This is a genomic window from Rhizobium sp. LARHSG275 (assembly GCF_052871115.1).
Genome location: NZ_JBIXJN010000027.1, coordinates 49,111 through 61,777, shown reverse-complemented (window position 1 = coordinate 61,777; position 12,667 = coordinate 49,111). Strand labels below are relative to the sequence as shown.

Annotated in this window: 11 protein-coding genes; 8 read left to right on the top strand and 3 right to left on the bottom strand. The window is 60.9% G+C overall.

Translation table 11 applies throughout. The features are described 5' to 3' along the window. Window positions 1-2 precede the first annotated feature (2 nt). The 4 genes from ACIPSK_RS28820 to ACIPSK_RS28805 all read left to right on the top strand — a co-directional run bounded on the left by ACIPSK_RS28820 (window position 3) and on the right by ACIPSK_RS28805 (window position 3,147). A complete protein-coding gene (locus ACIPSK_RS28820; RefSeq protein WP_017966113.1) occupies window positions 3-407 on the top strand; it encodes an RNA-binding S4 domain-containing protein in 405 nt (134 codons plus the stop codon). Between the two features lie 194 nt (window positions 408-601). Next, window positions 602-940 (top strand): ferredoxin FdxA, encoded by a 339-nt coding sequence (fdxA, locus tag ACIPSK_RS28815; protein WP_026154348.1) that lies wholly within the window; start codon window positions 602-604, stop codon window positions 938-940. Between the two features lie 393 nt (window positions 941-1,333). Next, window positions 1,334-1,906: a CarD family transcriptional regulator gene (locus ACIPSK_RS28810; protein WP_003543775.1), complete on the top strand. Its 573-nt coding sequence runs from the start codon at window positions 1,334-1,336 to the stop codon at window positions 1,904-1,906. A gap of 377 nt (window positions 1,907-2,283) precedes the next feature. Beyond that, a complete protein-coding gene (locus ACIPSK_RS28805; RefSeq protein WP_012759432.1) occupies window positions 2,284-3,147 on the top strand; it encodes an RNA polymerase factor sigma-32 in 864 nt (287 codons plus the stop codon). Window positions 3,148-3,197: 50 nt separating this feature from the next. Here ACIPSK_RS28805 and ACIPSK_RS28800 read toward each other — a convergent pair whose 3' ends face one another. Continuing rightward, window positions 3,198-4,742, bottom strand: a complete 1,545-nt coding sequence (locus tag ACIPSK_RS28800) for a M48 family metalloprotease (RefSeq protein WP_162115040.1) — start codon at window positions 4,740-4,742, stop codon at window positions 3,198-3,200. 390 nt (window positions 4,743-5,132) lie between these two features. Further along, a complete protein-coding gene (locus ACIPSK_RS28795; RefSeq protein ID WP_162115041.1) occupies window positions 5,133-6,665 on the bottom strand; it encodes an MDR family MFS transporter in 1,533 nt (510 codons plus the stop codon). 113 nt (window positions 6,666-6,778) lie between these two features. Between ACIPSK_RS28795 and ACIPSK_RS28790 the strand changes: the two genes are divergently transcribed. The 4 genes from ACIPSK_RS28790 to ACIPSK_RS28775 all read left to right on the top strand — a co-directional run bounded on the left by ACIPSK_RS28790 (window position 6,779) and on the right by ACIPSK_RS28775 (window position 10,588). Then, on the top strand, window positions 6,779-7,309 hold the full coding sequence (locus tag ACIPSK_RS28790; protein ID WP_017966117.1) for a MarR family winged helix-turn-helix transcriptional regulator: 531 nt from the start codon (window positions 6,779-6,781) through the stop codon (window positions 7,307-7,309). A gap of 57 nt (window positions 7,310-7,366) precedes the next feature. Then, window positions 7,367-8,023, top strand: a complete 657-nt coding sequence (locus ACIPSK_RS28785; protein ID WP_210254144.1) for a thiamine diphosphokinase — start codon at window positions 7,367-7,369, stop codon at window positions 8,021-8,023. Window positions 8,024-8,026: 3 nt separating this feature from the next. Beyond that, window positions 8,027-9,844, top strand: coding sequence for an ABC-F family ATP-binding cassette domain-containing protein (locus ACIPSK_RS28780; protein WP_162115043.1), 1,818 nt, complete (start codon window positions 8,027-8,029; stop codon window positions 9,842-9,844). A gap of 114 nt (window positions 9,845-9,958) precedes the next feature. Further along, a complete protein-coding gene (locus ACIPSK_RS28775) occupies window positions 9,959-10,588 on the top strand; it encodes a DUF5666 domain-containing protein (protein ID WP_162115044.1) in 630 nt (209 codons plus the stop codon). 119 nt (window positions 10,589-10,707) lie between these two features. Here ACIPSK_RS28775 and ACIPSK_RS28770 read toward each other — a convergent pair whose 3' ends face one another. Next, on the bottom strand, window positions 10,708-12,600 hold the full coding sequence (locus ACIPSK_RS28770) for an ABC transporter ATP-binding protein/permease (protein ID WP_210254145.1): 1,893 nt from the start codon (window positions 12,598-12,600) through the stop codon (window positions 10,708-10,710). Between the last annotated feature and the right edge of the window lie 67 nt (window positions 12,601-12,667).

Below are 12,667 nucleotides of genomic sequence, written 5' to 3'. Positions count from 1 at the left end.
TCATGAGCGGGGAGACACAGCCGACAAGCGGTTCGCGCCAGCGCATCGACAAGTGGCTGTTCTTCGCGCGCATGGTGAAATCGCGCTCGCTGGCGCAGAGCCATATCCAATCGGGCCATGTGCGTATCAACGGCGAGCGCTGCAGCCATCCGAGCCAGATGGTCAAGCCGGGCGACCGTATCGAGCTGACGCTGGAGCGGCGCGATGTCGTTCTCGTCATGCGCCTTGCCGGCGAGCGGCGCGGTCCTTACGAGGAGGCGCGCCTGCTCTACGACGACCAATCCCCGCCGCCGGATGAGGCAAAACGTCTCACGCCCTACGAGCAGGCGATCCGGGCGACCGGCGCCGGCCGTCCGACCAAAAAGGAAAGACGTGCAATCGACAGGCTGATGTCGGACGAGGATTAGAAAACTCTGTCTGCGGCGGCGGTTTTTGCAGATCGTTTATCCTTGAAATCCGGCGCTAAAGCCGATACGTCACTGACAACCTGCCGGAAGCGTGCTTGCCTCCCAAGCCTGCTCACGCTTTTCCTCCGGCACGGGGATAGGCGCGACGTTCCAGGTTGCCCGGCCCCATCCGCATGGAAATCCTGGAGTTCTTCATGACCTATGTCGTGACCGACAATTGCATCAAGTGCAAATACACCGACTGCGTGGAAGTCTGCCCTGTCGACTGCTTTTATGAAGGCGAGAATTTCCTCGTCATCCATCCTGACGAATGCATCGATTGCGGCGTCTGCGAACCGGAATGTCCCGCCGAGGCGATCAAGCCCGATACTGAGCCGGGCCTCGACAAATGGCTGAAGATTAACACCGAATATGCCACGATCTGGCCGAATATCACGATCAAGAAGGACCCGTTGCCCGAGGCCAAGGAAATGGATGGCGAGACCGGAAAATTCGAGAAGTATTTCTCCGACAAGCCCGGTTCCGGCGATTGAGACAGCGCCTACATTCGGTCGCCGGCTTCAGGCGACCGTCGGGAAAAACCTTTTAAAAGCTGCGTGAGGCATATGGGTGACATGTGTTGCCCGCATGACTCAAGCGAAGCAAATTATTGATTTCCTCATATTTTTATGATAGGTTTCGTCTACTGTTCCATTTGTGGCATGACGCATGCCCAAAACCATCACGAAAGCAAAACAAATCCGTACACGGTTTCCGTGACATATCAACGCTTTGAGCGCCGGGTCCCAAGATCGAGCGCAAGAAGTCTTTGCTTTTGCCCGATGGGACCAGAGTGAAGTCACCCGACGGATACTACCGTCTCACCCGGGCCTGACTGACCCGGCTCCGGCCGCCGCCGGAAGCGTAACAGGGAGTTTTTGAATAGAATGACGACTCAGCAGAAAAAGCCTTCTACAGCACGTCACGGCTTCAAGACCGGTGAATCGATTGTCTACCCCGCTCATGGCGTCGGTACCATCACCGCTATCGAAGAGCAAGAAGTTGCCGGCATGAAGCTCGAACTTTTCGTTATCGATTTCGAGAAGGACAAGATGCGTCTGAAGGTTCCGGTCGCCAAGGCCATGAGCATCGGTATGCGCAAGCTTTCGGAAACGGATTTCGTCGAGCGTGCTTTGAAGGTTGTGCAGGGCAAGGCACGCGTCAAGCGTACCATGTGGTCCCGCCGTGCCCAGGAATATGATGCGAAGATCAATTCCGGCGACCTGATTTCCATCGCTGAAGTCGTGCGCGATCTCTATCGTGCCGAGAACCAGCCCGAGCAGTCCTATTCCGAGCGCCAGCTTTATGAGGCTGCCCTCGATCGCATGGCGCGCGAAATCGCCGCCGTCAACAAGATGTCGGAAACAGAAGCCGTCCGCCTCGTCGAGACGAATCTCAACAAGGGTCCGAAGCGGGGCAAGGCGATCGAAGAAGACGATTCACAGGACGAAGCCGCATAAAGCGACCTTGTTTTTCCATCAAAAAACCCGGCCTTCGCGCCGGGTTTTTTTATTGGAACTTTTTTCCGACTGCCGCGTTTAACATACGTAATTGCGGACTGCTCGTCGGGCAATGCCTCAGCGAGCGAACTGCTATTCCGTCAATGTTCGATGAGGAGCGGATCATGCCTTTTCTATATTGCCAATCCGGCAAGGTGAAAAAACAGGTCCAGCCCAGCCGTCTTACCGGCACATGATGAGAAATAGGGCCTCCCCCTGAAAAGTCCAGGGGCGAGGCTTTTATGCATTCAGAACACCATTCAATCCGGACAGCGATGTTCCGGAAGATGAGTTTTATTGTTCATTTCAGGGCGAGAGGCCTGTTTCGGGAGATCGAAATGAAGAACATGTCTGCAGATCGGCGCATGATCAAAATCGCGATGGCCGCCCCTTATCTCGCCCGTCAGGAAGAGCACGATCTCGCCACCCGTTGGAAGGATCACGACGACCGCGGCGCGCGCAACCAGATCGCCATGGCCCATATGCGCCTCGTCATATCCATGGCCGGCAAATTCCGCAATTTCGGCCTGCCGATGAGCGATCTGGTGCAGGAGGGCTACGTTGGCCTGCTGGAAGCCGCCGCTCGCTTCGAGCCGGAGCGCGACGTGCGCTTTTCGACTTATGCAAGCTGGTGGATCAGGGCTTCGATCCAGGACTATATTCTGCGCAACTGGTCGATCGTGCGCGGCGGTACGAGTTCGGCGCAGAAGGCGCTGTTCTTCAATCTGCGCCGTCTTCGCGCCAAGCTCGCCAAGGGTGACACCCAGCTGACGCTGCAATCCATTCACCAGGAAATCGCCGCGGCCCTCGGCGTCAGCCTCTCCGATGTGCAAACGATGGATGCCAGGCTTTCCGGCAACGACGCTTCGCTGCAGGCGCCGTCGGTCTCCGGCGATGCCGAGAGTGCGGAGAAGATGGACTTCCTCGTCAGCGACGATCCCCTGCCGGACGAGCAGGTGTCCAACATGATCGACGGCGAACGCCGCCGCGTCTGGCTCGCCTCGGCGCTGAAACATCTCAACGAACGCGAGATGAAGATCATCAGCGCCCGACGTCTGGCGGAGGACGGTGCCACGCTTGAAGAGCTCGGCGCCGATCTCGGCATTTCCAAGGAACGTGTGCGTCAGATTGAAAGCCGAGCGATGGAGAAGCTTCGCAGCGCGCTCGTCAGCGCCGATCCGCATATGGCGGCCTACGCCTGAACCCTATCCCCTCCAGCAGCACAGACTGGCCCGGCGCAAGCCGGGCCTTTTTATTCGGCGATGATCTTGACGCGATCGCCTGTAGAAACGGCTGCACCCGTGGGCAGGGCGTTGATGAGCTTGAAGAGATCGAGCTTGCGGTCTGTGCCCATCATGCGGGCTGCGAGCGTCGAGATGTTCTCACCCGGCCGGACGGTGACGACGCGGATGCGCAGCGGCTTCAGCGAGGCTGCCTCTGCCGGCGTCATGCGGCGGAAACTCGCGCGCAAGACACTGGCCGTTGGCTCAAGGGCGTCGCTGCCTTTCGGCACGGCGGTCAGGAAACGGAAGATCTGCGAATTGTTGCGGATCACGGTGACATCGAAATCCCAGCGGTCGGCGCTGGCGCGCGCGGTGGCTGCTTCCATGCCGTTGATGGTGATCGGCTGGATGGTCGACGGATCGAGGCCGGTCACCCAGCCGCTGGAGATATAGTTGGTGAGGCTCTGGTTCTGATTGTCGGCGACGCCGTCGAAGCGGACGGCGATGTCGTTCGGGCCGGTGGCCATCACCGCCTCGACCTTGTTGTCGATATGGAAATCCGGCGGCACGTCGAAACGGATGCCGAGGCCGCCATGCAGGAAGGTCTGGCCGCGCACATAACCTTCTTCGGGGCTGTCGCCGTAGAGCAGTCCATCTATGCCGTCGAGATAATAATTACGGCCCTTGTCGCCGACCGAGCCTTCCTGGCCGAAGGCGCGGGCGTGGGTGCGGGCAAGCTCTATGCGTTGCGCCGAATTCGGATGGCTCGACAGGAAGTCGAGGCTTTGGTCGGCTTCGGGATCAACCGACATGAAGCGACTGTAAGCGGCCATCGAATCGAGGAAACGGGCAGCGGCATAGGGGTCGTAGCCCGCTTCGCCGAGCATGCGCACACCAATGACATCGGCCTGCAACTCCTGCTGGCGGGAGAAGGCGGCGAGCCGCAGCTTGCCGCGGGCAAGCGCCTGCTTGCCGGCGATGTCGCTGGAAAGGACTTCGGCGACGACACGGCTGGCGATGACCTCAGCCTCTTCGCGCTTCTGCCGCTCGATGCCGTGGTTTGCGGTCACGTGGCCCATTTCGTGCGACAGCACGGCGGCGACTTCCGAGGCATCGTTGGCAAGGGCGAGCAGGCCGCGGGTGACGTAGAGATAACCGCCCGGCAACGCAAAGGCGTTGATCGCCGGCGAATTCAGGATGGTGATGCGGTAGGACTGGCTCGGATTTTCCGACACCGCCGTCAGGGCGCCGGCGATGCGGGCGACAAGGCGCTCGGTTTTGGCGTCCTTATATTCGCCGCCGTAGCTTGATACGATGCGCGGATGCTCACGAGCGCCCATCGCCGCGCGCGGATCGTTCTTCTGCACCTCGTCGACGATCTGCGGATTGGAAGAAGGCGAAACACTCGGCTGATAGGATTGGTCGATCAGCGTTTGGCAGCCATTCAGCGCCATTGCGACGGCCGAAAACAGCATCAGGCGACGGGCGAAACGCTGCGGCGCGGAGATGGCATCACTGGAAAGCGCGGGCGATTTCCACGTCGTCAAGCTGTCCAGGCTGTTTCTCCGCATCATGTCGCTGTTTTGCCGGTTTGCCGCAGATTCGGACCGACCATGGCAAAGGGAATTCAACAGGGACGCACCCCTGATCTCGCACTGCACAATCGGCCGATACAAGTCCTTGCTGTAGCTGATTTACGCATCGGTTGCATAGCGAGACTCTGTATAAATGTGGCGCCGTTGCATTTTGGCAAGCCTCAGGCATGAGGGCCACCCTTCGCTCGGATGAAATTATGGCGAAAGTTCCGTCACAACGCGGAGATTCGTCGACGGCGCGGAAAAAGAACGGCCCAATTGAAGCAACCGGGCCGATAGCAACAGTCCTGCGAGAAAATTGCAACCCACGATATATTCATCGAGAAGGAATGCCTTCCGATGAAGCATTCTCTCGCCGTCGTGATTCGACTATTCCGCAGCTTCCGCCGCCGGTTGCTTCGTCGTCTCGCCGGCGCGGGGCAGCTGCACAGGCTTCAGCATGATGGCGGCGGCAAGGCCGATCAGCGCAATGGCGCAGGAGGTCATGAACAGCGGCGAGAAAGCGGCGGCATAGGTATCGGCGACGGCCTGGCGACTCGCTTCGGGAAGGGCGGCCATCATTTTCGGCGTCAGCTGCTTGATATCGGCGACGCCGGGAATGGAGATGCTGACCTTGCCGAGCTCAGAGGCGATGATGGCGCCGTAGATGGAAATGGCGATCGAGGCGCCGCCCATGCGCGACAGCGTCACCGAGCCGGTGGCGGCGCCGACGTCGCGGGTGGGTGCTGCATTCTGTACGCCGATAATGGGAACCTGCTGGGCAAGGCCGATGCCGATGCCATGCAGCATCATGATCGCGCCGATGAAGGCGATCGGCGTTCCGGCGTGGGTCTGCGACATCAGCGCAAAGGCGGTGGCGCTGCAGGTGAGGCTTGCGATGGCGAAGGGCTTGTAGCGCCCCGTTATCGAGATGATACGGCCTGCGGAAAGCGACCCGCAGACGAGGCCGCCGGTCAGGAGGATGAAGAGCAGGCCGGCGGCAGACGGCGAAAGGCCGGTCGTGGTCTGCAGGAAGAGGGCGAGATAATTGACCATGCCGATGGCGACGGCGCCGCCCATGATCGAGATCACCAGGAGCAGGCTGAAGGTCGAATTGCGAAACAGCTGCAGGGGAACGATCGGTTCCGGCGCGCGGCGCTCGACGAACACCCAGGTGACGGCGCAGACGACGCCGAAGGCGACGATGCCGATACTCTCAGGCGAGATCAACGCGCCGAACAATTCGCTGCTGTCGGTGGCAAGCACGATGCTTGTCGTCGTCATGGCAAGCAGGAGCGCACCGGCATAATCGATCTTGGGGCGGCGATGCGGTTTGCGGTACGGCAGCATGAAGGCAAGGCCGATGAGCACGACGAAGCCGATCGGCACGTTGACGAGGAAGATCGAGCGCCAGCCGAAGAGATCGCTCATCGTGCCGCCGAGCACGGGGCCGATTGCGCCCGATGCCATCAGCACGAGGCTGGAATAGCTTTGGTAGCGAGCCCGTTCGCGCGGCTCGAACAGGTCGGCGTTGACGGCGAAGATCGACACCATGATGCCGCCGCCGCCAAGGCCTTGCAGCACGCGGGCGGCGATCAGCGTGTCCATCGAGACCGCCAGGCCGCAGACTGTCGATCCGACGGTGAAGATCATGATCGCCGTCATCATCACGTATTTGCGGCCGAACAGATCGCCAAGCTTGCCATAGACCGGCATGACGGCGCTCAGCGACAGGAGATAGGCCGAGCCGATCCAGCCGAAGCGCTCGAGATGGCCGAATTCGCCGACGATCGTCGGCAGAGCCGTGGAGACGATCTGATTATCGAGCGTCGCCATGAACATGGCCGTCATCAGGAAGAAGAAGAGAATAAGCCGTCGGCGAGGATCCGTCACGAGCGGCGCAGGCGCGAGTTGCATGTCCATGGAAGGCATCGTTCCGGGTTGATGTGCTTTTATGTGCTAACAGCATATAGTTGTCAATGGCACATTAATGACATCGGCATATTCAATTTTTGAATCGGCTCTGTTATAGTCCTATGATGAGTGAAATCCTGACCAAGACCCTTTCTGCGGAGCCGGCCGAGCCGGATCGTGAAAATGTGCCGCGTATCGGCCGGAGCATGGCGCGCATGCGGCTGATGACCGGGCGGCGGCTGATCGGCCGGCTGGCGATCCAGAGTGCTGCACCGGGCCTTGAGCTTTCGCATCTCGACGTGCTCGATGCCGTGCGCAAGGCGCAGCCTGCCGGCGAGGTCACCGTCGGCATGATCGCGGAGATGCTGCGCATCGATCCGTCACGGGCAAGCCGGGTGGTGGCCGACATGGTTGGGCGCAATGTGCTGCGCCGCGAGGCCTCGCAGGCCGATGCGCGGCGGATCGTCGTCGTCATGACCGAGGTCGGCCAGGACCTGCTTGCCGAGATCGTCGCGCAGAAACTTGCGATCATTTCCGAGATCGTTTCCGACTGGCCGCAGGAAGATGTCGAGCGCTTCGCAGCGCTTTTCGAGCGCTTCATCGGCGGTTACGAGGCGGTCTTCCTGTCGCGCGACAAGGATACGCCGGGCTGAGGCAGACGCCGTCGTTCGCCGGCCCTTCCCCTCGACCCCTCGTTTGCGCTAAGGGCAATGCCCATGAGCCAATCCACCTTCACCATTCTCCTTGGCGGCGAACTCAGCCTGACGGAACGCCTGCGCCATGCCATCGAAGACAGCCGCTTCATTGCGGCCGATGGCGGCATGCGGCATGCGGCAGCCCTCGGTATTACGCCGGAGCTCTGGGTCGGCGATTTCGATTCGACGCCTGATGATCTCGCCGGTGCATTTCCCGATGTGCCGAAACAGCCTTATCCGGCGGCAAAGACGGCGACGGACGGCGAAATCGCAGTGGCGGAAGCAATCGCGCGGGGCGCTGGGCGGCTGATCCTCGCCGGTGCGCTCGGTGGTGAACGTTCCGACCACGCGCTTCAGCATCTGCTGTCGGCCGTCAGCCTGGCGGAAGAGGGTTTCGACCTGCTGCTGACCTCGGGCAAGGAAGAGGCAGTGCCGCTGGTTGCCGGTACGATCGAACTGGACCTTCCCAAAGGCAGCCTGTTTTCCGTGCCCGGATTCAGCGAACTGAGGGGGCTTTCCATCGAGAATGCGCGTTATCCGCTGGTGGATTTCCATCTGCCTTTCGGCTCGTCACGCACGATTTCCAATGTTGCGGAAGGCACCGTTCGCTTTTCGCTCCGCAGCGGCCGGGCAATCGTGCTCGCCCGGCCCTATGATCTTTCCGGAGTCTGATTTTTGGCCCCTCCCATTCTGAAACTCGACGATATCTTCCTGAGCTTCGGCGGTGCACCGCTTCTGGCGGGTGCTGGCCTGCAGATCGAGCCCGGTGACAAGATCTGTCTCGTCGGCCGTAACGGCTCGGGAAAATCGACGCTGCTGAAGATTGCCGCCGGCCTGGTCGAGGCGCAGTCCGGCGAGGTCTTCCGCCATCCGTCCTCGACGGTGCGTTATCTCGAACAGGCGCCGGATTTTGCCGGCTTCAACACGGTGCAGGCCTATGCCGAGGCCGGCCTCGGCCCGGGCGATGACCCCTATCGTGTCACCTATCTGCTGTCGCATCTCGGGCTGAGCGGCGACGAAGACCCCAGAATGCTGTCCGGTGGCGAATCGCGGCGCGCAGCCCTTGCCCGGGTTATGGCACCGGAGCCGGACATTCTCCTGCTCGACGAGCCGACCAACCATCTCGACCTGCCGACCATCGAATGGCTGGAAGGCGAGCTGCAAAAGACCCGCAGCGCCTTGGTGCTGATCTCGCACGACCGGCGTTTCCTCGAAAAGGTCTCGACTGCAACCGTTTGGCTCGACCGCGGCACCTCGCGCCGGCTCGACCGCGGCTTTGCACATTTCGAAGCATGGCGCGACCAGGTGCTGGAGGCCGAGGAACTGGAGCAGCACAAGCTCGGCAAGTCGATCGAGCGCGAGGAGCACTGGCTGCGCTATGGCGTCACGGCGCGGCGCAAGCGCAACATGCGCCGTCTCGGCGAGCTGCAGACGATGCGCTCGAACTATCGCGGCCACAAGGGGCCGCAGGGCACGGTGCAGGCGACGGTTTCGGACGCGCAGGAATCCGGCAAGCTGGTGATCGAAGCCGACAAGATCACCAAGAGCTTCGGCGAGCGGGCAATCGTCACGTCGTTTTCGATCCGCGTACATCGCGGCGACTGCATTGGTTTGGTCGGGCCGAACGGCGCCGGCAAGACGACGCTGCTGAAGATGCTGACCGGGCAGCTTTCGCCGGATAGCGGCATCGTCAAGCTCGGCACCAATCTGGAGATCGCGACGCTCGATCAGAAACGCGAGGATCTCGATCCCGAGGACACGCTTGCCAACTATCTGACGGATGGGCGCGGCGAAAGCCTGCTCGTCAACGGCGAGCAGCGGCATGTCACCGGCTACATGAAGGAATTTTTGTTCCAGCCGGAACAGGCGCGTACGCCGATCAGAAACCTCTCCGGCGGCGAACGCGCCCGGCTGATGCTGGCGCGCATCCTTTCGCGCCCGACAAACCTTTTGATCCTCGACGAACCGACCAACGATCTCGATATCGAAACGCTCGATCTCCTGCAGGAGATTGTCGCCGGCTTTCCCGGCACTGTCATTCTCGTCAGCCACGACCGCGATTTCCTCGACCGCACCGTGACCTCGACGATTGCACCCGCCGTGCCGGATGCGCCGGATGGTCGCTGGATCGAATATGCCGGCGGCTACTCGGACATGCTTGTGCAGCGCAAGGGCGCGCTCGATGAGCGTAAGAGGGCCGAGAGAACGGCGGAGAAGCCGAGGACGCAGCAAGCAACAGCTTCAGGCAACTCGAAAGTCAAGCTCTCCTTCAAGCAGAAATTCGCATTGGAAAACCTGCCAAAGGAAATGGCGAAGGCCGAAGCCGAAATCGCCAAGCGCGAACAGGTGATGGCAGATCCCAATCTTTTCACGCGCGATCCCGCAGCCTTCAATCGCCTTGCCCGCGAGATGGAAAAATTGCGCGCCAGCCTGACAAAGATGGAAGAGGAGTGGCTGGAGCTCGAAATGCTGCGGGAAGAGTTGGAAGGCTGAACCTTCTCTCGCGGCTCACTTTTCCTTGATTCGTCGGTGTGTCGTCCTGCGGCATAAGGTGCCGTCCGGCAGCCGGGGATATTGCCGATCGTAATGGCGACAAGGAAAAGTCATATGTCTCGCAAGCCCCATTCCCGTTTTCTCACAGCACTTGCGGCCGGCGGCCTCGTCGCGCTTGCCCTGTCACAAGCCGCACAGGCGCAAGACGCCCAGCGCATTCGTGTTCGCGGCGCAATCGAAAGCCTCAGCGGCGATACGCTCGTCGTCAGGACGCGCGAGGGCAACGATGCGACGGTCGCGCTGAAAGCCGGCTGGAAGGTCGGCGGTATCAAAAAAGCGTCCGTCGAGGATATCAAACCCGGCGATTTCGTCGGCGTCGCCTCGTTTCCGAAGGGCACGGGCCCGGACGGAGCGATCGAGGTGCTGATCTTTCCGGCGTCGATGAAGGGAACCGGTGAGGGCAACCGTCCCTGGGATGCGCAGCGGAACAGCCAGATGACGAACGCGACCGTCAGCAACGCCGTCAAATCCGTCGACGGCCACACGATCACGTTGACCTATGAGGGCAAGGAAAAGACTATCTCGATTGCCGATGGCACACCGATCGTGACGTTGGCGCCTGCGACCAAGGATGATCTGAAGCCCGGCGCCGGCGTTGTCGTCACTGGCGAGAAGGGGGCGGACGGCAGCATCTCCGCCAGCCAGATCGCCGTCGGCCTCAACGGCGTCATACCACCCATGTGACGGATGCGCTGCGCATCTTTGTTTTACGCATCGCCGTTAGACCGAATCGCTAGATTCCCTGGTGCCGCACGTCTTTTCAGACGGGCAAAGGGCGCTGCAACGCCGGTAGCAGCGGCGTTTTACAGCGCCGGCGCGGGGACGGCGGCAGCGCCGGCACTGGCGCTGGCGCCGGCTTGGACGACAGGCGGCGATTCCTCGGATTTTGACGGCAGCGCCTGCAGATGCAGCACGCGCGGCTTCAGTGCCTCGAGATAGGCCTCGGAGCGGCCGATATAGATCATGCTGCTTTCAGGCATGGAGGTGAGCAGTTTGGCCATTGTTTCCTGCCATTCCGGCTCCATGCCTTCCAGGACTTCCTCGAAGATGACCCAGCGGGGGCGCACGAGCAGCAGGCGCGCAAAGCCAATCGCCTTCTGTTCGTCGCTGTCGAGCAGCTTGTCCCAGCGGGCACGGGTATCGAGCCTTGCGACCAGCGAATGCAGGCCGGCCTTTTCGAGGGCCGCCTCGACGGCCGCTTTCTCGTATTTCTCCGGGCTTTCGGGAAAGGCCAACGCCTCGCGCAGCGAACCGCCGGGAACGTAGGCAACCTGCGGAACGAACACCATATCGTCGATCGGCGGCAGACCCATCGTGCCGCTGCCGCACGGCCAGAGGCCGGCCATCGCCTGGAACAGCAGCTTGCGGTTGACGCTGTGATCGCCGTTGATCATGATCTTGTCGCCGGCCTTGATCACGACATCGGTTTCAAGCAGGCGGAAACCGCCGCATTCATCGATGTCTTCGCCGATCTTAGCGACGATCACCACATCCTTCAGCGTCAGCGTGCCGGGCGCGGCATTTTCATAGGCAATGCTGTTCTTCAGGTTGAAGTCCTCTTCCATCTCGACCAGCGCCTGGCGGAAATCGGTGACGCGCATCAGCGTGGCACGCCATTCGGCGATCGGGCCGAAATTGGCAACGTACCAGCGCAGCGCCGTGTTGACCTGATTGAAGGCGCCGACGGACATCATCAGCTGGCCGAGGGTGAGGCCGCCGGAAAAATAGGCGGGGGCGGCAACGATGATCGGGATGACGATCACCAGCCAGCCGTAGCCGGCCGAAACCCAGGTGAGGTTGGTATTGGCCATGGCGAGCCGCTTGACGACCCTCAGCACCGAACTGATATCGGTGTTGATGCGCCGGCGCTCGTTTTCCTCGCCGCGGGCAACGGTGATTGCCGGCATGTTTTCGTTGGCGTGCATCAGCGTGAAGCGAAGCTCGGCCTCTTTCGAAAAACGATCGGCATTGAGCTTCACTAGCTTGCGGCCGACGACCTGGCTGAGCACCGAGGCGGAAGCGGCATAGAAAATCGCCGCCCAGACCATGTAGCCCGGAATGGAGAAGCTGTGGCCGCTGATGCGGAAGATGAAGCCGCTCGAAAGCTCCCAGAGCACGCCGATGAAGCTCACCAGGAGAATGGTCGACTGCAGCAGGCCGAGAACCAGCCCTGTCGTGCTTTCGGCGAGGTTGCGGGAATCCTCGTGCAGACGCTGGTCCGGATTGACGCCGATCAGGCCGCTGGAAGCGAGCCGCAGCGCCCGCTTGCGCTTCAGCCACTGGTCGACGAGATCGCGCGACAAGCCTTCGCGCATATAGAGCGCCGTCATCTGGTTCAGCCAGGCCTGCAGCACGTTGAGCAGCAGCAGTGTGCCGGCGATCATCGCGAAGATTTCGAGCTGGTGGAAGAATTCGCCGAGGTCGCGGCGCTCCAGCGAATCATAGAAGGGAGCATTCCACTCGTTCAAAATCACCTGGCCATAGGATGTCGCCAGGATGACGAGGATCAGCACCGTCGCCAGAAACAGCACCTTGCCACGCACTTCCGAATTCCAGAATGCTGAGAACATGACGCCGAGGCGATATGTCAGGCTGAGATCATACCCTACCCTATCCTGCCTTCGGATGCCCGGCCCCCTCTCGATTTTATCTGCCATTACGCTTTTCCACACCGCCCATGCTCCCATTAATAACATGGTGGCGTTACCGGTCTATCAACAGATTCTATCAGTCATTAAAGTGTGATGATGCTTGCATGAGTCT

Bases quoted from the DNA above. Each gene is read 5' to 3' on its own strand.
- ACIPSK_RS28820 (WP_017966113.1), top strand. From the start codon at position 3: ATGAGCGGGGAGACACAGCCGACAAGCGGTTCGCGCCAGCGCATCGAC.
- fdxA (WP_026154348.1), top strand. From the start codon at position 602: ATGACCTATGTCGTGACCGACAATTGCATCAAGTGCAAATACACCGAC.
- ACIPSK_RS28810 (WP_003543775.1), top strand. From the start codon at position 1,334: ATGACGACTCAGCAGAAAAAGCCTTCTACAGCACGTCACGGCTTCAAG.
- ACIPSK_RS28805 (WP_012759432.1), top strand. From the start codon at position 2,284: ATGAAGAACATGTCTGCAGATCGGCGCATGATCAAAATCGCGATGGCC.
- ACIPSK_RS28800 (WP_162115040.1), bottom strand. From the start codon at position 4,742: ATGATGCGGAGAAACAGCCTGGACAGCTTGACGACGTGGAAATCGCCC.
- ACIPSK_RS28795 (WP_162115041.1), bottom strand. From the start codon at position 6,665: ATGGACATGCAACTCGCGCCTGCGCCGCTCGTGACGGATCCTCGCCGA.
- ACIPSK_RS28790 (WP_017966117.1), top strand. From the start codon at position 6,779: ATGATGAGTGAAATCCTGACCAAGACCCTTTCTGCGGAGCCGGCCGAG.
- ACIPSK_RS28785 (WP_210254144.1), top strand. From the start codon at position 7,367: ATGCCCATGAGCCAATCCACCTTCACCATTCTCCTTGGCGGCGAACTC.
- ACIPSK_RS28775 (WP_162115044.1), top strand. From the start codon at position 9,959: ATGTCTCGCAAGCCCCATTCCCGTTTTCTCACAGCACTTGCGGCCGGC.
- ACIPSK_RS28770 (WP_210254145.1), bottom strand. From the start codon at position 12,600: ATGTTATTAATGGGAGCATGGGCGGTGTGGAAAAGCGTAATGGCAGAT.